This is a genomic window from Streptomyces cinerochromogenes (assembly GCF_014648635.1).
In the GTDB taxonomy this organism is placed as follows: domain Bacteria; phylum Actinomycetota; class Actinomycetes; order Streptomycetales; family Streptomycetaceae; genus Streptomyces; species Streptomyces cinerochromogenes.
Window position 1 is genome coordinate 331,863 of sequence record NZ_BMRM01000008.1, and the last position, 18,474, is coordinate 350,336.

General features: G+C 71.5%; 17 protein-coding genes. 3 read left to right on the plus strand and 14 right to left on the minus strand.

The genetic code is table 11. The features are described from left to right. Positions 1–635: 635 nt before the first annotated feature. The 3 genes from IEZ20_RS18170 to IEZ20_RS18180 all read left to right on the plus strand — a co-directional run bounded on the left by IEZ20_RS18170 (position 636) and on the right by IEZ20_RS18180 (position 5,157). Entirely contained in the window at positions 636–3,053 is a 2,418-nt protein-coding gene (locus tag IEZ20_RS18170) for an ATP-binding protein (RefSeq protein WP_189299791.1), read from the plus strand. Then, positions 3,050–3,457, plus strand: coding sequence for a hypothetical protein (locus tag IEZ20_RS18175; protein ID WP_189299793.1), 408 nt, complete (start codon positions 3,050–3,052; stop codon positions 3,455–3,457). The genes IEZ20_RS18170 and IEZ20_RS18175 overlap by 4 nt, the downstream gene beginning before the upstream one ends. A 62-nt stretch (positions 3,458–3,519) precedes the next feature. Then, positions 3,520–5,157 carry a hypothetical protein gene (locus IEZ20_RS18180; protein ID WP_189299796.1) on the plus strand — a complete coding sequence of 546 codons (1,638 nt, stop codon included), beginning with the start codon at positions 3,520–3,522 and terminating at the stop codon, positions 5,155–5,157. 153 nt (positions 5,158–5,310) lie between these two features. Here the strand turns inward: IEZ20_RS18180 and IEZ20_RS18185 are convergent, their stop codons facing one another. From IEZ20_RS18185 to IEZ20_RS18250, 14 genes are all read right to left on the minus strand, one after another. Then, positions 5,311–6,345 carry a DNA topoisomerase IB gene (locus IEZ20_RS18185; RefSeq protein ID WP_189299798.1) on the minus strand — a complete coding sequence of 345 codons (1,035 nt, stop codon included), beginning with the start codon at positions 6,343–6,345 and terminating at the stop codon, positions 5,311–5,313. A 232-nt stretch (positions 6,346–6,577) separates the two neighbouring features. Next, positions 6,578–7,024: a hypothetical protein gene (locus IEZ20_RS18190; RefSeq protein ID WP_189299800.1), complete on the minus strand. Its 447-nt coding sequence runs from the start codon at positions 7,022–7,024 to the stop codon at positions 6,578–6,580. A gap of 46 nt (positions 7,025–7,070) precedes the next feature. After that, positions 7,071–7,613, minus strand: a complete 543-nt coding sequence (locus IEZ20_RS18195; protein WP_189299803.1) for a protease inhibitor I42 family protein — start codon at positions 7,611–7,613, stop codon at positions 7,071–7,073. Next, positions 7,585–9,168: a peptidoglycan-binding protein gene (locus IEZ20_RS18200; RefSeq protein WP_189299805.1), complete on the minus strand. Its 1,584-nt coding sequence runs from the start codon at positions 9,166–9,168 to the stop codon at positions 7,585–7,587. The genes IEZ20_RS18195 and IEZ20_RS18200 overlap by 29 nt, the downstream gene beginning before the upstream one ends. 11 nt (positions 9,169–9,179) lie before the next feature. Beyond that, the gene (locus IEZ20_RS18205; protein ID WP_229896123.1) at positions 9,180–9,518 is read right to left on the minus strand and encodes a hypothetical protein; all 339 of its coding nucleotides are present in this window, start codon (positions 9,516–9,518) and stop codon (positions 9,180–9,182) included. A 392-nt stretch (positions 9,519–9,910) separates the two neighbouring features. Then, positions 9,911–10,543: a potassium-transporting ATPase subunit C gene (locus tag IEZ20_RS18210; RefSeq protein ID WP_189299809.1), complete on the minus strand. Its 633-nt coding sequence runs from the start codon at positions 10,541–10,543 to the stop codon at positions 9,911–9,913. Positions 10,544–10,548: 5 nt separating this feature from the next. After that, on the minus strand, positions 10,549–12,678 hold the full coding sequence (kdpB, locus tag IEZ20_RS18215; RefSeq protein ID WP_189299811.1) for a potassium-transporting ATPase subunit KdpB: 2,130 nt from the start codon (positions 12,676–12,678) through the stop codon (positions 10,549–10,551). Next, the gene (gene kdpA / locus IEZ20_RS18220) at positions 12,678–14,339 is read right to left on the minus strand and encodes a potassium-transporting ATPase subunit KdpA (RefSeq protein ID WP_189299815.1); all 1,662 of its coding nucleotides are present in this window, start codon (positions 14,337–14,339) and stop codon (positions 12,678–12,680) included. Before kdpA ends, kdpB begins: the two co-directional genes overlap by 1 nt. A gap of 8 nt (positions 14,340–14,347) precedes the next feature. Next, positions 14,348–14,437: a K(+)-transporting ATPase subunit F gene (gene kdpF / locus IEZ20_RS18225; RefSeq protein ID WP_016434100.1), complete on the minus strand. Its 90-nt coding sequence runs from the start codon at positions 14,435–14,437 to the stop codon at positions 14,348–14,350. 263 nt (positions 14,438–14,700) lie between these two features. Next, positions 14,701–15,048 carry a DUF1330 domain-containing protein gene (locus tag IEZ20_RS18230; RefSeq protein ID WP_189299817.1) on the minus strand — a complete coding sequence of 116 codons (348 nt, stop codon included), beginning with the start codon at positions 15,046–15,048 and terminating at the stop codon, positions 14,701–14,703. Positions 15,049–15,136: 88 nt separating this feature from the next. Further along, positions 15,137–15,826 carry an SRPBCC domain-containing protein gene (locus tag IEZ20_RS18235; protein WP_229896124.1) on the minus strand — a complete coding sequence of 230 codons (690 nt, stop codon included), beginning with the start codon at positions 15,824–15,826 and terminating at the stop codon, positions 15,137–15,139. 52 nt (positions 15,827–15,878) lie between these two features. Then, positions 15,879–16,571 (minus strand): alpha/beta fold hydrolase, encoded by a 693-nt coding sequence (locus IEZ20_RS18240; protein WP_189299819.1) that lies wholly within the window; start codon positions 16,569–16,571, stop codon positions 15,879–15,881. A gap of 44 nt (positions 16,572–16,615) precedes the next feature. Beyond that, positions 16,616–17,056 carry a type II 3-dehydroquinate dehydratase gene (locus IEZ20_RS18245; protein ID WP_189299821.1) on the minus strand — a complete coding sequence of 147 codons (441 nt, stop codon included), beginning with the start codon at positions 17,054–17,056 and terminating at the stop codon, positions 16,616–16,618. Next, complete coding sequence (locus IEZ20_RS18250; RefSeq protein WP_229896125.1) at positions 17,053–18,447, minus strand: cation:proton antiporter; 1,395 nt, start codon at positions 18,445–18,447, stop codon at positions 17,053–17,055. The genes IEZ20_RS18245 and IEZ20_RS18250 overlap by 4 nt, the downstream gene beginning before the upstream one ends. Positions 18,448–18,474 lie beyond the last annotated feature (27 nt).

Here is an 18,474-nt window from a genome sequence, read left to right on the forward strand (position 1 = left end):
GGCGGCCGCCCGGGACGTGGCGAAGTGTGCACTCCCCGGCGCCGGGCCAGGTCCCTGCGGGGCGGCAGCCGGGCCGGAACCGTATGACTCGGCGACGGCAGTGCCCAAGCCCCAGCGCCCCCGTTCTGTCGTTCGGCCTCCGTACCACTCCCCCCCGACCCGGCCATTGAACAGCAGCCCACCTCGACACGGTCGACCGAGCGGCTCCCGAGGCAGCCGCGGAGGGGGGCCGGCGTCCGCGAGTCGATGAGCGCTGTCGGTTCCAGCACGGGCAACACGCTCGCCGGGTCCTTCGACGCCACGTTCGGACGCGAGACGTTCCAGGGCCGCAAGAACCGACCCAGCGAGCGCGAAGCTCGCCCTGCGGCGTTCCACCGGCCGCACCGCCGCAACCATGCGACGCCGTAACTGTCACCCCGGCACAGTCCGATCGCACCGAGTCCGGCCACGTTCAGCGAGCGCCTGCCTGCGCGTCAGCGGCTTTTCGATCCGCGAAGCGTACACAAATTCGAATTACCGAATTCAGTGAACGCGTTGACGATGCTAACAAGCATTGGCCATGCTCGAACTGCCAACACAGCGCATCAGCAGCCCGCGTGGCCCCCTCCGCCGCGCCCGCACTCCGGGAATCGACCATGACCGATCAGTCTCCCGCGTCCCTCCGCGATCTTCTCGTCGATCGCCTGCACTACTCGGACCTTGCGCCTCCGGTCCGGGAGCTGCTGCGCGAGCTCGTGCCGGAGGAGCAGGCCAGGAGCGGCGGAGGGCGGGTCGGGCCCGTGCAGCTCCGGTCCATCACCGCGGCCGGGTGGCGGGGCATCGGTCCGCGGACCACCCTCGAACTGCCGCCGGGGCCCGGGCTGGTCATCGTCGCGGGGCCGAACGGCTCCGGCAAGTCGAGTTTCGCCGAAGCCGCCGAGACCGCCCTCACGGGGCGCAACTCCCGCTGGGACGGGCGGCGGGCCACCGACTGGCAGAAGGGCTGGCGCAACCTGCACAGTCCCGATGTCACTCCCGAGGTCTCCCTCGTGCTGTCCGTTGGTGAGCGGGGCGAAGCCGTCACCGTACGGCGGACCTGGCACGGGACCAAGGTCGACGAGGCCCGTACCCGGGTCGAGGGGCCAGACGGCTCGGAGCGGAAACTGGAGGAGGTCGTCGACGCCGAGGCGCTGGACCTCTCCCGGCCGTTCCTGCCGTACAGCGAACTCGGTTCGATGATCAACGGCACGCTCGGCGGACTGCACGACGCCTTCTTCAAGCTCCTCGGGCTCGAACTGCTCGCCGAGTTCGACGCCCGGGTCAAGGACACCGTGAGCGGGTGCAAACAGACGGTCGAGCACACGGACGCGCTCACCGCGCGGCTCCTCGACGAACTGGGCACGCTCGACGACCCCAGGGCCCGCGAGGCGGCACAGGCGCTGTCGACGGCCAAGCCGGACGTCGGCCGGGTGCGTGCGCTGCTCGCGCGCCGTGCTCCGGCCGCCGAGGCCGAGCTGGGCCGGCTGCGGCAGCAGGCCACTCTCGCCGGGCCGGATCCGGCGGAGGTCGGCGGGGCCGTCGCCCGGCTGCGGGAGGCTGCCGCGGGTGCCGAGGAGGCCCGGTACGGCAGCGCGGAGGAGGCCCGCCGCCTGGCCGGATTGCTGGAGGCGGCGATCGAGCACCAGCGGCGTTCCCGCGGCACGGACTGTCCCGTGTGCGGTGCCGAGGACCGGCTGGACCGGGCGTGGGCCGAGCAGGCGCGGAGGGAGGTGGAGCGGCTCCAGACGGCGGCCGCGGACGCCGAAGCCGCCCGGCAGAAGGTGGCGGTCTCGGTTCGGGCCGTGCACGACCTCGTACAGCCGGTCCCGGTGTGGCTGCGGGGCGAGGGCTCCCCGCTCACGGCGGTGTGGCAGGAGTGGGCCCGGTGCCGGGACGTCGCCCATCCCAGGGAGCTGGCGGACCGTGTCGAGCGGGCCGCCGCCGCGCTGGACGATACGTGCCGGCAGGTGCGTGAGGAGGCCGCCCGGCGGCTCGCCGAGCACGACGGTGCCTGGCAGCCGTTCGCCGTACGGCTCGCCGCGTGGGCCGACGCGGCGGAGGCCAAGGAGGCCGCGGTCGACCGGGGCAAGCACGCGCGGAAGGCGCGGACCTGGCTGCGGCCGATCATCGACGAACTGCGGGATGAGCGGCTGCGTCCCTTCGCCCGGCGGTCGCAGGAGGTGTGGCGGCAGCTGTGCGAACACAGCAGCGTCACGCTCGGTTCCGTCACCCTCGGCGGCACACCGGGGCGCGGCAGGGTCGTACTGGACGTCTCCGTCGACGACATGTCCGCCCCCGCCTACAGCGTGATGAGCCAGGGCGAGCTGCACTCCCTCGCGCTCTCCCTCTTCCTGCCGCGCGCCACGCACGCCGCCAGCCCGTTCGGCTTCCTGGTCATCGACGACCCCGTGCAGTCCATGGACCCCGAGAAGGTCGAGGGGCTGGCCCGCGTCCTCGACGCGTGCGCCCGGGACAGGCAGGTGATCGTGTTCACCCACGACACGCGGCTCCAGCAGGCCGTCGCACACCTCGGCATCAAGGCGACCGTCCTGGGTGTGAGCCGCCAGACCGACTCGGTGGTGGGCGTGGAGACGCTCACCGACCCGGTGGAGCAGGCTCTCGGTGAGGCGCGGGCCGTCTCCCTGGACCCCGGCCTGCCGCAGGACGTGGCCGATCACGTACTGCCCGCCATGTGCCGGGTGGCGGTGGAGGCCGCCTGCCTGGAGACCGCGCGGCGCAGGCTCCGCGACGAGAAGGGTCTCGGGCTGCGGGCGGTCGAGGAGCGCGTGGAGTGCCTTGACCGCACCAAGTCGTACGCGGCCCTCGCCCTGCTCGGCGACGAACAGCAGCACGCCCGTGCGGCCGTCGAGTGGATCTGTCCCGGGGGCTGGGCGTTGATCGAGGTCTTCAACTCGGGTGCCCACACTCCCCTGCCGACCGTCGACGACCGCAAGGACCTCGTCCGCCGTACCCGGAAGCTCGCGACGGCGATCCGCGGCAGCGCCCGGGCTCAGCTCACCGGAGGCGCCCGATGAGTACCTCACCGGAGATCCTCGTGAAGGCCGCCGACCGTCTCCTGCTCCCCGCGCCCGGCACCGTGCCCACCCTGGGCCCCGGCCTGCGCGCCCGTGCCGCCGCGGTGCTGCTGCGCATGGCGCTCGACCGGGCCCTGGACGGCTACTGGCAGCGGGTCACTCCGTCGATGACGCGGATCGGCAAGCACCGGATGCTGTGCCTGGAGTGGTACGCGGGCCACGACACCGCCCGCCGGTGCCGCACCACCTGGTCGGCGCTCAGTACCGCATGCCACTACCGCGCGGGGGAACTGCCCCCGACCACAGCGGAGATCCGCACCCGGTTGCCGGAGGTCACCACCCTGCTGGCGGCCCTGCGCGAGAGGCCGGACACGGTGTCCGCCGCGTCGGCGGCGGACACCTGAGGGTGTGTGCCGCGTCCCGTACCGATCGGATCCCCCACACCCCGGAGCACAAGGACTTTCCCTTGGACACCCGCCGCTACCGCATGGTCGTCGACAGCGGACTCGACTACGTCACCACAGGCGCCCAGGTCGACGACCGCCTGCGCCACTGGCTCAAGGAGCCCCCGAAGGGGTACGACGTCGCCGCCTTCGCCGAGGGGCGCAACGAGATAGCCCGCGGCGTCACCCTGGACCACGATTCGGCCACGGGAACCACCGGGGCGTACGGACGCTGGCGGCTACGGGAGGCGCTGCCCGGCGGGACCTGGCAGACCACCGTGCTGATCCGCCGGAGCGGTGACAGCCCCACCAGGGTCCAGCTCGACGTCGAACACCTCCCGGACGACCCCGATGCGGTGCCCGTGCCGGCCAAGACGCCACGGCTCGCGGCCGGTCTCCTGGACGTCCTCGACGCGCGTGACGGCCTCGCCGACGTCACCGCACAGCCCCAGGTGGTCGAGGCCGCGGACGTCGACGCGGTCATCGACGAGCTGTGCGACGAGACGCGGCGCCTGCCGATCGTGGTGGCGAGCACACCGTACGGGGTCGACTTCGACACCTGGCTGGAGCACACGGTGGACCCCTTGGTCCGCCCCCTGGCCGGACTCGCCATCCTCTACGTCCTCCCTCCCGAGGCGGAGACCGGCTTCAACCGGGCTCTGGAGTACCACCGGGTCTACGGCGGCGGTGTGCGTACCTACCTGCCGGGCGTCGATCCGGCATGGCCCGCGGACGGACTGCGGCACCGGGTGATGTCCCGCCGGATGATCACCGAACGGCCGTCCCACTCCCGCCGGATCCTCGCCCAACTGCCCCAGCGGCTGGCGACCCGCACCCCGCTGCCCGCCGAACTGGACTCGGTGCCGGTCATGCGGACCCGAGCCCGCGGCGGCTCCCACGCGCCGGAACTGGAACGGCTGCGCGACGAGAACATCGCGCTCCTGGAGATCCTGGAGGAGGCCGGCCGGGAGCAACGCGTGCGGGCCGACGAGATCCGCGACCTCACACACGAACTGCGCAAGGCGGAGGACAACGAGACACTGCTCATCGCCGAGTACGACGAGCAGTACCACGAACTGCACAAGGCCCGGGCACAGGTACAGGCCCTTCAGCGACACCTGGTGGCCATCGGTGCCGGCGCGGCGGCCTACACCCCCGTCTCGGTGCCGGACGACGAACCGGAGTCCTTCGAGGAGCTTCTCGACCGCGTCGCCGGGCTGACCCGACTGCATTTCACCGGCTCACGCAAGACAACCGTCGAACTCGACGCCCAGGCGTACGGATCCTCGTGGGTGCGCATGACCTGGGACGCGGTGCTGGCGCTTCAGGACTTCGCGGAGGCGGCCGCCGCGGGGCAGGCGGACCGCGACTTCAAGCAGTGGTGCTCGGACGTCCCGAACGGGGTGCGCACGATCTCACCGAGGAAGATCGTGCGCGACGAGTCGAAGTCGGTGAAGGGCAATGCCGGCTGGCGCCGCGAGCGCACCTTCCCCGTGCCGGAACGTGTGCATCCGGCGCGGAAGGTTTTCATGGGGGCGCACGTGCGGGTCGGCGGCGGCAACACGATCGCGCCCCGCCTGCACTACTACGACGGCGCCCGCACGGAACACGGCATCTTCATCGGGTACATCGGCCCGCACCTGACCAACACTCTGACGTAGGAACGCACCCACGAGACGGCGCGCCGTGCCCAGAGGCCGGCCGAGAGACATCGCTTCACTCCACCGAAGGACGCTGGTGCCCCCGGGCGCCGACGCCCTCGGCGTGGTCCTGGCTGCCCCGGAGCACCCGTGCGCAGGACTCCTCCTCGGCGCTCACCGGGCCTCGGGCGGGCGGCCGGTCCGGAGCATGCGCAGTACGGCCCGTTCGGCGGGGCCTTGCGTGGCGGGGGTGCCGTAGGGGCCTCCGTCGCCGAGCCGGGGCAGCGCGGCGGCGACCGTCACGCCTTCCTCGTACAGCTCGATCACCCGCGGGTTGATGTAGGAGGCGCGGCAGATCGCGGGGGTGTTGCCGAGGTACCCGGCCACCTCGCGCGCCGCCCGGGTGATGGCCCGGCGCCGGGCGGTCTCGCTGCGCGCGACGGATTCCGAGACGGCGAGGGCCACGGCGGCCATGACGGTGGCGTGCCAGGTGCGGAAGTCCTTCGCGGTGATGTCCAGGCCGGCCAGTTCCCTGAGGTAGGCGTTGATGTCGTCGCCGCTCAGCTCGTGCCAGGTGTGCTGCTGCCGGTAGGCCAGGAGCCGGTCGCTCCCGTCCCGGCGCCGCCGCAGCGCGGTCAGGGTGCGGCAGGCGGCGGGGTCCGTGACCGTCTTGGTGATCTCCTTGCCGTGCTTGCCGGTGAAGGCGAACAGCACGGCACCGTCCTGGCAGCGGGAGTGCTCGCGCAGCAGCGTGGTGAGGCCGTAGCTGTGGTTCAGTTCGGTGTAGCGGTCGCTGCCGACGCGGAAGAAACCGAGGTCGAGCAGGCGTACTGCCGTGGCCAGGACCCGCTGCCGGCTCAGTCCCCGATCGCTCAGGTGTCCCTCGACCGCCTCCCTCACCACGGGCAGGACCTCGGCGACATCGAGCACGTGCTCGTGCTTGGTCTGCTCCTGTTCGGCGCGGAACTGGGGGTGATACAGGTACTGGCGGCGTCCGGCGGCGTCGGTGCCCACCGCCTGGAGGTGCCCGTTGGCCCGGGTGCAGATCCACACGTCACGCCAGGCCGGGGGTATGACCAACTCCCGGATCCGGGTCAGTTCCGTCGGGTCGCGCAGCGGCTCGCCCCGGGCGTCGAGGTACCGGAAGCCGCGCCCGTGTCGCAGGCGGCGGTAGCCGGGGTCGGTGGGACGACTGTGGCAGAGACGCATCCGGCCTCCTGGGGCTCGCCGGGGACCGGACTCCTCTCGTCGCCGTGCCGTGAGCCGGTCACCTGGTCACCCCTTCGACTACCCACATCGACGGCTTTCTCCGGATTCCGCGGGGGGAGAAATCGTACGGAGCCCGAAGGACCCCCCGTGCGACTGCTTCCTGCCCGCTTCCGCAGGGCAGGTGCGGTCTGCGGAGGCTACGACGATGGGCAGGTCCGGTCGGCCACTCGGATCACGTGCTCCGGCCCCGCGCCCGGGTCAGCTGCTTCAGTTCGATGATGGTGGCGACGGCACGCAGCCAGGTGGCCGCGGTGTCGTCGGCGGCGACTCCGCCCGCGAGTTCGGTGCCGGCCCGCAGCCACTCCCGTACGAGGGCGGCCGCTTCCCGGCGGGGCAGGGGCTCGGGCAGTTCCGCGGCGCGGGCCAGCCCGCCGGCGCGGACGGTGTCGGCGAGGAAGGCGACCGAGCGCGGCTCGGTGCCGAGGCGGTCGAGGATGACGGCCGCGGCCGCGGCGCCGTCACCGAACAGGGCGGTGCGGCGGGGGCCGGGCTCGGCGGTGAGGCCGTAGCGCAGCAGGACGGTGATGTCGAGCCGGGCCAGTTCGTCGTCCGTGCGGTCCGGCGGGTGTGGGGCGTCGTCGTCCGTGCGGTCCGGCGGGTGCGGGGCGTCGTCGTTCATGGCGGGGCCTCGGGTGTCTCGTCTCATCTGGCTGGTCCGCCGCGGCTCAGTCGACGGTGACGGTGTAGGTGATGCGCTCGGGGGCCTGGGACGGGGTGGCCGCACCCGTGGTCGGGGTGGCGGAGGGTCCGGTCGTCGCGGGGGGCAGGGTGGAAGTGTTGCCCTGGCAGGTGGAGAAGGTGCAGTGCAGCAGCGTGAACCGGGTGGTCCCCTTGCCCCTGGCCTCGAAGGTGAAGGTGAGCCGGCCGCCGGCGCCGTCCATCGGCTCGTCGCCGGAGTCCGACGCGTAGGCGTGACCGCGGCTGACCAGCACCGAGGTGTCGGGCCTGGGGTCGACCAGGTACCAGTACTCGCGGGTGGAGGCGTTCTGGCGGACGGTGAGCGTGAAGCGCTCGCCCGGCTTCGCGGTGATGCTGGTGTCCTTCACCGAGTGGCTCGTCGGACGGCTCCCGTGGTGGCTCGCGGTGCCCGTGGGGCCGCCGGCCGGTTCGTCGGTGCCCGAGCCGCAGCCCGTGGCGAGAGCGAGGAGCGCGGTCGCCGCGAGCGCGGCACCGCCCCTGCTACCGCGGAAGATAGACGCTGTACGCATTGGGGAGATCACTGTTGGAAGCCTTGCCCATGTGGCCGTTGATGAAGTCGTCCTCGCTGACCCAGGTGGTCGAGCCCCAGGGGTTGTACACCTGGAGCATGTCACCCTCCTGGGCGATGATCGTCATGGCGTGGGCACCCTCCTTGCCCGAGACGTCGACCGGCACCGGCCGTCCCTCCGCCACCGACTTCTCGACCTGGGTGAGGACCGCCCTGCGGTCGGCGGCGCTGTTGAGGTCCTGGCGCTCGTAGTCGCTGCCGGTGGCACTGCCGACGGCGGAGTCGTTGATCCGTTCCTGGCCCTCGGGGCCCATGCCGCCCCAGTTCTTGCCGCCGTCGCCTTCGGTGTGCAGCCGGTGCTGCTCGGCCACCAGGCGCTGCTTGAAGGCCTCGGGGTCGTCCTGCTGCCCGTCGGGGCCGCCGGTGAGGTCGAGCGCGTAGAGGGGGTCGACCATGGCCCGGGACGTGACGGTGGACGAGGCCACGCAGGTGCCCTCGGAGCCGTCGCCGCCCTGGATCCACCGCTGGCCGTCGAACGTGACGTAGTCCTTGTTGTTGTTCGAGCCGTCCGGGGCCAGACCCTCGTCGTTCATGCTGTCCTTCCGGGTGACCACCGGAGTGAGGTGCCGGCGCAGCCAGGCGGGGTCCTTGCCGTGGATCTTGTTCTGGAACGTCCCGATCTCGGCGACGCTGTGACCGGCGGCCAGGGCCTTCATCAGATAGGCCCGCTCCTGCGGGCTGTCCGACTGCGCCAGCATCCGTTCCATGGCCGTCTCGTCGTCGAGGTTCAGCTGGTCCATGCGGGTCGACGCGCGCGCCAGGTCGCCGGGTGTGAGGATCTCGTTGAGCTCGGTGTCGGCGTCCGCGACGCCGGTGTCGGCGAGCATCAGCTTGTCGACGGCGGTGAGTTCGCTGGTCTCCATCTTTCCGGCCCGTGCCTCGGCGGCCCACTTGTTCAGCTCCCGGGCCGCGACGCGGGTGGCCTCCTGCGCGTCGGCGACGGCGGTGTGCATCAGGTCGACCGCGAAGGAGCCGAAGTGGGCGGCGTTCTTGCGGTCCCACTCCTCCTCGTCGTTCTCGTGCAGGTCGTCGAAGAAGCCGTCCTTGCCGCCGAGCGTCTTCTTCTGCTCCAGCAGCTGTCCGCGGCCCTGCTCGTCCTTGCTCTGCGCCGCGATGATCGCGTCGGCCAGCGTCAGCAGCACCGTCGCGCAGCCCTGGAACGCCTCGCTCATCTGGGTCGCGGACCGGCCGGCGGCGTTCACCGCGTCGGAGGCGAGGATGCTCGTGTCGCCGACCCACACCTGCGGAAGGCCCTTGCGGCCCACCCGGTCGACCTGGTCGAAGACGCTGCCGACGTGGTCGACCTGGCCGCGGTAGAGGCTCGCCAGGCTCTCCAGCAGGCCCGGGTCGCCGCCCGGCCGGGGCACGGAGAGGGCGTCGTCGATCAGGTCGAGGAGCTCGTTCTTGCTGCCGGCCCCGAGCATCTTCTTGGAGAGCCCGGCGAGCCATTCGAGGCGCAGGGAAGGGGAGTCGAGGGGAGAGGAGAAGAACGACACCGGCCCGGTCCTCAGTAGCGCGACAGGGCCGAGGTGCGCCCGCCCTGCGTCGATGTGTCGGTCAGGCTGCTCGTACCGCCGACGGTGACGCCGTCCGCGTGCTGCTTCACCAGGCCGTCGGTGTCGTGGTAGGTCTTCTTGGCCAACTGCACCTTGCCGCCCAGTTCGTGCAGGGCCGACGCCAGCGTCTTGGACTCCGCCTCCCAGGCCTTGACGAACGCGTTCAGCGCCGACGCGGCGTCCTCGCCGCCGGCGTCGTCGTACGAGTAGCTCATGCGCGCCTTGACGGCCGAGCTGACGGCGTCCATGTCCCTGCCGGCGTCGTCCAGTTGCCGGGCCTGGCCGGTCATACCTGCCCTGACCTGGTAGCCGTCCGACCCCACCGCGCCTCCCCCGTATGCATCCGATCGTGACCGCGGGCAGGCTAACACGCAGCGTATATACGGACGATCACGCACCGACCCCCACACACACCTCCTCCACATCACCCACCCGGGGCAACCCCTGCTCCCGCTGGGGCGCCAAGGGTCCGTTCGCGCCGACCGTGTACGGCGTCCGCGACAGCCAGTGCAGCTGGTACTACGACGAGAAGAACGACGGCTTCGCGTACGACGGCCTGACCCCTGAAGTGACACCCCGGTGCGGCCCGTACGGGCTCGGGCCAGGTCGTCCCGGGCGCGGGTGCCGAGCCGTCGGTGCGGCGCGCCGCACCCCGAGCGGTCCCGTCACGGGCGCCGGCCCGTCACCGCTTCGCCACGAGGTCCCTGAGCGCGATGTTGAGTTCCAGGACGTTCACGCGGGGTTCGCCGAGGAAGCCGAGGGTGCGGCCGGTGGTGTGGTCCTCGACCAGCTTGTCGACCACGGTGACGGGCAGGCCGTTCCTCGCGGCGACCCGGTGGACCTGGAGCCGGGCGTAGGCCGGGGAGATGTCCGGGTCCAGGCCGGAGCCGGAGGAGGTGACGGCGTCGGCGGGGACGTCCGAGGGCCTGACCCGGTGGCCGGGCACCGAGTTGTCCTTCACCACGGCGGCCTTGGCGGCCTCGACCTGCCTGGTCAGCTCCTTGCTGTCGGCGGCCAGGTTGGTCGCGCCGGAGAGGATGAGCCGGTACCGGGTGTTCAGCGAGTTCTGCCCGAGGCCGTGCGCGGGGCGGGGCTGGAAGTACCGCAGGCTGTATCCCTGTTGGCCGATCAGGGACGAGCCCACGACCTTGCCGTCCGCCTCGGTCTCCGAGCCGTTCGCCTTGCCGGGGAAGAGTGCCTGGGCCACGCCTGTGACGGTCAGTGGATAGAGGATGCCGGTGAGCACGGTCAGCACGAGCAGCGCGCGCAGGGCCGCGCCCAGCAACCGGGTGGTTCGCAGGAGGGAGTTGTTCATGACGGTCAGCCGATCCCGGGGACGAGGGAGATGAGCAGGTCGATGATCTTGATGCCGATGAACGGGGCGACCAGGCCGCCGAGACCGTAGATGCCGAGGTTGCGCCGCAGCATCCTGTCGGCGCTCATGGGCCGGTACCGCACGCCCTTCAGGGACAGCGGCACCAGCGCGATGATGATCAGCGCGTTGAACACGACCGCCGACAGGATCGCGGAGTTCGGCGAGGACAGGTGCATGATGTTGAGCTTGTCCAGGCCGGGGTAGACGGCCGCGAACAGCGCCGGGATGATCGCGAAGTACTTGGCGACGTCGTTGGCGATGGAGAACGTCGTCAACGCGCCCCGGGTGATCAGCAGTTGCTTGCCGATCTCCACGATCTCGATCAGCTTGGTGGGGTTGGAGTCGAGGTCGACCATGTTGCCGGCCTCCTTGGCGGCCGACGTGCCGGTGTTCATCGCCACGCCGACGTCCGCCTGGGCGAGGGCCGGCGCGTCGTTGGTACCGTCACCGGTCATCGCGACCAGCTTGCCGCCGGCCTGCTCCCGCTTGATGAGGGCCATCTTGTCCTCGGGAGTGGCCTCGGCGAGGAAGTCGTCGACGCCCGCCTCCTCGGCGATCGCCTTGGCGGTCAGCGGGTTGTCACCCGTGATCATGACGGTCTTGATGCCCATGCGGCGCAGTTCCTCGAACCGCTCCCGCATGCCCTCCTTGACGACGTCCTTGAGGTGGACGACGCCCAGCACGCGGGCGCCCCCGCCGTCCTCGACGGCGACCAGCAGCGGGGTGCCGCCCTCCTCGGCGATCCGGTCGGCCGTCCGGTCCGCGTCCTCGGCGACCGTGCCGCCCCGCTCCTCGACCCAGGCGATGACCGAGGCCGTGGCGCCCTTGCGGATCTTCCGGCCGTCCACGTCGACACCCGACATCCGGGTCTGCGCGGTGAACTCGATCCACTCGGCGCCGACCAGCTCGCCCTGGTGCCGCTCGCGCAGCCCGTACCTCTCCTTGGCGAGGACGACGATCGAGCGGCCCTCCGGCGTCTCGTCCGCGAGGGACGACAGCTGGGCCGCGTCCGCGATCTCGGCCTCGGTGGTGCCCTTCACGGGCACGAACTCGGCGGCCTGCCGGTTGCCGAGGGTGATGGTGCCGGTCTTGTCCAGCAGCAGGGTGGAGACGTCGCCGGCGGCCTCGACCGCGCGCCCGGACATGGCGAGCACGTTGCGCTGGACCAGGCGGTCCATGCCCGCGATGCCGATCGCGGAGAGCAGGGCGCCGATCGTGGTCGGGATGAGGCAGACCAGCAGGGCGACCAGGACGACCATGGTCAGGTGCGTACCCGCATGGTTCGCGAGCGGGGGCAGGGTGGCGCAGGCCAGCAGGAAGACGATGGTCAGCGACGCCAGCAGGATGTTCAGCGCGATCTCGTTGGGCGTCTTCTGCCGGGCGGCGCCTTCGACCAGGTTGATCATCCGGTCGATGAAGGTCTCCCCCGGCCGCGTCGTGATCCTGACGACGATCCGGTCGGACAGGACCTTCGTGCCGCCCGTGACGGCGCTGCGGTCCCCGCCGGACTCGCGGATGACCGGGGCGGACTCGCCGGTGATGGCCGATTCGTCCACGGAGGCGACGCCCTCGACGACGTCACCGTCACCGGGGATGACGTCGCCGGCCTCGCAGACGACCAGGTCGCCGATGGTCAGCGCGGTGCCGGGGACCTGTTCCTCGGAGCCGTCCGCCAGGAGCCGGCGGGCGACGGTGTCGGTCTTGGCCTTGCGCAGGGTGTCGGCCTGCGCCTTGCCCCGGCCCTCGGCCACGGCCTCCGCCAGGTTGGCGAAGATCACCGTCAGCCACAGCCAGGCGCTGATGGTCCAGCCGAACCAGTCGCCCGGGTGCTGGAAGGAGAAGACGGTGGTCAGGACCGAGCCGATCCACACCACGAACATCACGGGGGACGTGACCATCACCCGCGGGTCGAGTTTGCGGCAGGCTTCCGGCAGGGACTTCAGCAACTGCCCGGGTTCGAAGAGGCCCGCTCCGACACGGCCCTCGGCGGGCCTGTGCCCGGTCGGTGCGTCCTGGTGGGGCGCAAGGGTGGGAGTGGACATCGCGTCCTCGTGGTTCTCCGTTCGGGTGGTCATCACGCCAGCCCCTCGGCGAGCGGGCCCAGTGCCAGGGCCGGGAAGTACGTGAGACCGGTGATGATCAGGATCGCGCCGACCAGCAGGCCGGTGAACAGCGGCTTCTCGGTGCGCAGGGTGCCCGCCGTGGCCGGGACGGGCTGCTGTCCGGCGAGCGAGCCGGCCAGGGCCAGCACGAACACCATCGGCAGGAAACGGCCGAGCAGCATCGCGAACCCGGTCATGGTGTTGAACCAGTCGGTGTTCGCGTTCAGCCCGGCGAAGGCCGAGCCGTTGTTGTTCGCCGCCGACGTGAACGCGTACAGCACCTCCGAGAACCCGTGCGCGCCGGAGTTCAGCATCGAGTGCGGCGGGGTCGGCAGCGCCATGGAGGCCGCGGTGAAGACCAGCACCAGGGCAGGGGTGACGAGGATGTAGCAGGCGGCGAGCTTCATCTCGCGGCCGCCGATCTTCTTGCCCAGGTACTCGGGCGTACGGCCGACCATCAGACCGGCGATGAACACCGCGATGACCGCCATGATCAGCATGCCGTAGAGCCCGGAGCCGACCCCGCCGGGCGCGATCTCGCCCAGCATCATGCCCAGCATCGTGATCCCGCCGCCGAGCCCGGTGAAGGAGGAGTGGAAGGAGTCCACCGCGCCCGTCGACGTCAGTGTGGTCGACACCGCGAAGATCGAGGAGCCGCCGACACCGAAGCGGACCTCCTTGCCCTCCATCGCCCCGCCGGCCGCCTGGAGCGCCGGGCCGTGGTGGGCGAACTCCGTCCACATCATCAGCGCGGTGAAGCCGAGCCAGATGGTGAACATCGTGGCGAGGATCGCGTAGCCCTGCCTGACGCTGCCGACCAGCACGCCGAAGGTGCGGGTCAGCGAGAACGGGATCACCAGGATCAGGAAGATCTCCAGCAGGTTGGAGAACGGGGTCGGGTTCTCGAAGGGGTGGGCGGAGTTGGCGTTGGCGAGGCCACCGCCGTTCGTGCCCAGCTCCTTGATGGCCTCCGTCGACGCGTACGCGCCGCCGCCCCACTGTTGCCGGCCGCCCATGAACTGCCCGACCTCGTGGACGCCGGAGAAGTTCTGGATCGCACCGCAGGCCACCAGAACCACCGCGGCCAGGGCGGCGATCGGCAGCAGGATCCGCAGGGTGCCGCGCACCAGGTCGGACCAGAAGTTGCCCAGTTCGCCCGTGCGTGACCGGGCGAAACCGCGCACGAGGGCCACGGCGACGGCCATGCCGACGGCGGCGGAGACGAAGTTCTGCACGGCCAGACCGGCGGTCTGTACGACATGGCCCATGCTCTGCTCGCCGTAGTACGACTGCCAGTTGGTGTTCGTCACGAACGAGACGGCCGTGTTGAACGACTGCGCCGGGTTCACCGAGGAGAAACCCATCGAGCCGGGCAGCACGCCCTGGAGCCGCTGGAGCAGGTAGAGGAAGAGCACACCGACCAGCGAGAAGGCCAGCACACCGCGCAGATACGCGGGCCAGGCCATCTCGGTGTCGGGGTCGGCACCGATGCCCTTGTAGATCCACTTCTCCACCCGCAGGTGTTTCTTCGAGGAGTAGACCCGGGCCATGCAGGTGCCGAAGGGGATGTGGACGAGCGCCAGCGCGCCCGTCAGGGCGAGCAGTTGCAGCACGCCTGCCAGTACGGGACCCATGGGCGCGCTCAGAACCTCTCCGGGAAGATCAGGGCGAGGACGAGATAGCCCAGCAGGGCGACGGCCACGACCAGGCCGACGATGTTCTCGGCGGTCACAGCTTCGTCACCCCCTTGGCGACGAGGGCCACCAGCGCGAATCCCGCGAGCACGGCGACGACGAAGGCCAGATCGGCCATCGTGAACTCCTGGAGTGAGGTTCGGTGAGAACGGACGATTAGAGGAAACCGCTTCTCTGGCCGGATCCGGCCGTCCGTTGACGCCTCTCTTACGGCCGCCCGTACGGCCTTGACGGGTTCCTTACGGCGCCTGCGCCTGCGCCTGCTCCAGGAGGTGGGGTGACCGGCGCGGCCGGTGTCACGTCACCCGACGGGAAGGGTCTCCCGCATCGCCTTCGCCGTGCCGGCCGGGTCGTAGTCCTCGGGGACACCGGGGACCAGGATGATGTCGCCGGCGATGTGCCGCGAGCGCAGCGGGGCGATCTCCTGGTACGCGGGTGAGTCCCACCAGGCCCGGGCCTCGGCGATCCCGGGGAAGGAGATCACCACGACGTGCCCGGGCCAGCTGCCCTCCTTGACCTCGTGCTGCGCGGCGTGCACGAGGAAGCGACCGCCGTACGGCTGGAAGGTGGCGGTGATGCGCTCGATGTACTCGGCGATCTCCGGGTGCGGGGCGGCTTCCCGCAGGTGCGCTATGGCGTAGGCGGGCATGGTGTCCTTCCGGTCGGTCGGGCTCCGTACGCCGACGATCGTGACACGCGGGCCGGCCCGGGATCGATGACCTGGGAGGTAAGGACGGTCAGAGGCGCGGGAGACGGTAGCGGCCGGGGTCCACCGTCGCGGTGAGGCCGTTGAGCAGCAGGCGGGTGCCGCCGCGCAGGTGGGCGGCGTCCTGGGTGCCGTCTCCGGTGGGGACGAGCCAGGTGTACTGCTCGGTCCAGGTCAGGCGGGAGCCGACGGGCAGGTCGGCGAGTTCGACGGTGACGAGGGAGATCCAGCGGGTGCTGCCGTCGACCTCGGCCTCGTAGACGTAGACGATCCGGGTGTCCGGCACGATGTGCAGGAACCGGGAGCGGTTGGCGAGGTGTTCCTCGGTGTCGCCGGAGACGAAGACGTTGCGGGCGGTCTCGCCGCCGCCGACCCGGAAGTCCAGCTCGTGCTCGGCGGTGGCGGATCGGCCGGGAAGGCGGAACCAGCGGCGCCGCAGGGAGGGGTCGGCGAAGCCGCGGAAGACCTCGGCCCGCGCCACCGTGAAGTCCAGGTCGAGGGAGAAGGAACCGTGCAGCGCGCGGGGCGCTGACGCGGCGGCCGGTGCGGGGCCGGCCGGAGCGTCAGGCCGGGGATCGGCCGGGGCATCAGGCCGGGAACCGGTCGGGGCGGAACCGTTCGGGGAGCCGGGCCGGGGATCGGCCGGGGCGGAATCGGCCGGAGAACCGAGCCGGGAGCCGGCCGGGGAGTTCGCCGCCTGCGCGAGGTGACCTGCGTCCATTGGCTCAACCTAGCACGGGCGGGGGCGCCGGCCGGGCGCCCCGCGCCCGCGGTCAGAGCCAGCCGTCGAGCGACTTCAGGAAGCCGTCGAGGTCGTCGCGGTGGATGCAGTGCCCGGTGTCCGGCACGTACACCACCTCGAAGCCGCGCCCGCGCAGCCGTTCGGCCAGCTCGTCCGGTACGAGGTGGTGGTCGCCGGCGCCCTGGACCAGCGAGGGCACCTCGGCACGCGCCGGGATCAGGTCCCGGTCGCTCTGCAGCCACTCGATGGCCCGGACGTCCCAGCGGGCGTACCCAGCCAGTTCCGCCTCGATGTCCTCGGGCTGCCAGCGCGGGCAGAGTTGGCGCATGCTGTCGGCGGTGGCCGACTTGGTGGCCTGGGCGAACTCCCGTACCTCGTCGACCGATTTCGCGCCGAGCTTCCACGCCGGGTCGCTGTAGACGACCTTGGCGGGGCGCAGGCCGGGCACCGCGAGGGCGAGCACGGGCGCGCCGAGGGAGTGGGCGAGGGCCAGGTCGACGCCGGCCGGGACCGATTCCACGAGGTCGGCGGCGAGCAGTTCGGGGGTGTACGCGTCGGCGTGCGGGCTGTCCCCGTGGCCGCGCAGGTCCGGCATGATCACGCGGTAGCCGCGCTCGGCGAGGGCCGGCGCCACCCGGCGCCAGGTGTCGGCCGACGACATCACGCTGTGGACGAGGAGCACCGTCCGGTCGCCGTCGCCGACCTCGTGCAGTGCGAGCTTCATGATCGGGGTGTCCTTTCGACACACGGGTGGGACAACGGTGCAGTTCAGCTGTTCGGTTCGGCCAGTTCCAGCAGTGCCTTCGCGGCCAGCCGGTAGCCCATCGGGCCCAGGCCGACGACGATGCCGGAGGCCAGCGGGGCGATCACGGACTCGTGCCGGAACTGCTCCCGGGCCCAGACGTTGCTCAGGTGCACCTCGATCCAGGGCCGCGGGTAGGCGGCGAGGGAGTCGCGCAGGCTCCAGCCGGCCATCATCAGCGCGCCGGGGTTGACGATGGCGCCGACGGTGTCGTGGTGCCGGTTGATGTCGCGCACCAGGTCGCCCTCGGAGTCGTGCTGGAGGGAGAGCACCTCCCAGCCGGCCCCGCTCACCTCGGCGGCGACGGCCTTCTCGATGTCGGCGAGGGTGTCGGTGCCGTAGATCTCGGGCTGGCGGCGGCCCAGGATGCCGAGGTTGGGGCCGTTCAGCAGGAGCAGGGTGCTCATGGGGTCACCTCACTGTTCGACGTGCCGGACCGTCCGGAGCCGTGCGGGGCGCGGGCGGAGCCGGCGTCCTCCAGGCTGAGTTCGGAGTCGGCGAGTTCCTCGGCGCGGGTCATCGCGGCCCGCAGGACGGGCGGCGTCATCAGCGAGGTCACGATCGCGACCAGGACGATGATGGTGTACGAGTCGGTGTCCAGGACGCCGAGGCGCAGACCGGTCATCGCCACGACGACCTCGACCACGCCACGGCAGTTCATGCCGGCCCCGAGCGCGAGCGCCTCCCACCGGTTGAGGCGGCTGAACCGGGCGCCGAGGAAGGCGCCGGAGAACTTGCCGAGGACGGCGACGGCGAGCACGGCGAGGGCCGCGGCGAGGACGTCGAGGTGGCGCAGGCCGGTGAGGTCCATCCGCAGCCCGGCGGTGGCGAAGAACAGCGGGGCGAGGAAGCCCAGCGCGGTGCTCTTCAGCGGTTCCAGCTTCTCGCGGTCCAGGTCCTTGCTGGTGCCGACCAGGACGCCGACGACGAAGGCACCGAAGATCGACTCCAGCTTCATCGCCTGGGTGGCCGCGGCGCCGAACAGGACCAGGACGACGACCGTCATGATGGTGGGGGCGGCGCCCTCGGCCCGGCCCGCCCGGCGCAGCGCGGCGCCCACCAGCGGGCGGCCGGCCAGCACGGCGAACAGCACGACACCGACCGGGTAGAGCACGGCGGTCGCCACGACGCCCGCGGTGAGTCCGGCGGTGGCCATCGCGGAGACCACGGACAGCAGGAACCAGCCGACGATGTCGTCCACGACGCCGGCGGACAGGATCAGCTGGCCGATGTCGCGGTGCAGCAGCTTCATGTCGAGGAGGGTCTTGGCGATCACCGGGATGGCGGTGACGCACATCGCGACGCCGAGGAAGAACGCGAAGACCGTGGAGTCGACGCCGTCCGGCAGCAGGATGCCGCTCAGCGCGAAGCCGGTCGCGATGCCGAGGCCGAGGGGCAGCACCAGGCCGGCGATGCTGACCCGGGCGGCGGTGACCCCCCGCTTGCGGACGAGGCCGAAGTTCAGCTCGGCGCCGGTGACCCCGACGAGGAGCAGCACGCCGAGCTGGCCGGTGGCGTCGAGCATGTGCATCTGCTCCGGCTGCTGGGGCAGCAGCCAGTGGGAGAAGGAGGGCAGCACGTGCTGGAGCACGGAGGGGCCGAGCAGCATGCCCGCGCACAGCTCGCCCACGACCGCGGGCATGCGGAAGCGCTCGGCGAGCCGGCCGAGGACGAGGGCGAACAGCAGCAGGAAGGCGAGCTGGAGGAGGAAGACCAGCAGGGAGTGGGGGGCGATGGTCGGCACGGGGTTGGCGAGCGTCACCGGGCCGGCGGGCGTCAGGGGACTGGCGAGCGTCACGGGCTCTTCCCTCGTCGGGGCGGTCGG

Coding starts and splice junctions, on each gene's coding strand:
- IEZ20_RS18170 (WP_189299791.1), top strand. CDS start 636: ATGACCGATCAGTCTCCCGCGTCCCTCCGCGATCTTCTCGTCGATCGC.
- IEZ20_RS18175 (WP_189299793.1), top strand. CDS start 3,050: ATGAGTACCTCACCGGAGATCCTCGTGAAGGCCGCCGACCGTCTCCTG.
- IEZ20_RS18185 (WP_189299798.1), bottom strand. CDS start 6,345: ATGCGTCTCTGCCACAGTCGTCCCACCGACCCCGGCTACCGCCGCCTG.
- IEZ20_RS18190 (WP_189299800.1), bottom strand. CDS start 7,024: ATGAACGACGACGCCCCGCACCCGCCGGACCGCACGGACGACGACGCC.
- IEZ20_RS18195 (WP_189299803.1), bottom strand. CDS start 7,613: ATGCGTACAGCGTCTATCTTCCGCGGTAGCAGGGGCGGTGCCGCGCTC.
- IEZ20_RS18205 (WP_229896123.1), bottom strand. CDS start 9,518: ATGACCGGCCAGGCCCGGCAACTGGACGACGCCGGCAGGGACATGGAC.
- IEZ20_RS18210 (WP_189299809.1), bottom strand. CDS start 10,543: ATGAACAACTCCCTCCTGCGAACCACCCGGTTGCTGGGCGCGGCCCTG.
- kdpB (WP_189299811.1), bottom strand. CDS start 12,678: ATGACCACCCGAACGGAGAACCACGAGGACGCGATGTCCACTCCCACC.
- kdpA (WP_189299815.1), bottom strand. CDS start 14,339: ATGGGTCCCGTACTGGCAGGCGTGCTGCAACTGCTCGCCCTGACGGGC.
- IEZ20_RS18230 (WP_189299817.1), bottom strand. CDS start 15,048: ATGCCCGCCTACGCCATAGCGCACCTGCGGGAAGCCGCCCCGCACCCG.
- IEZ20_RS18235 (WP_229896124.1), bottom strand. CDS start 15,826: ATGGACGCAGGTCACCTCGCGCAGGCGGCGAACTCCCCGGCCGGCTCC.
- IEZ20_RS18240 (WP_189299819.1), bottom strand. CDS start 16,571: ATGAAGCTCGCACTGCACGAGGTCGGCGACGGCGACCGGACGGTGCTC.
- IEZ20_RS18245 (WP_189299821.1), bottom strand. CDS start 17,056: ATGAGCACCCTGCTCCTGCTGAACGGCCCCAACCTCGGCATCCTGGGC.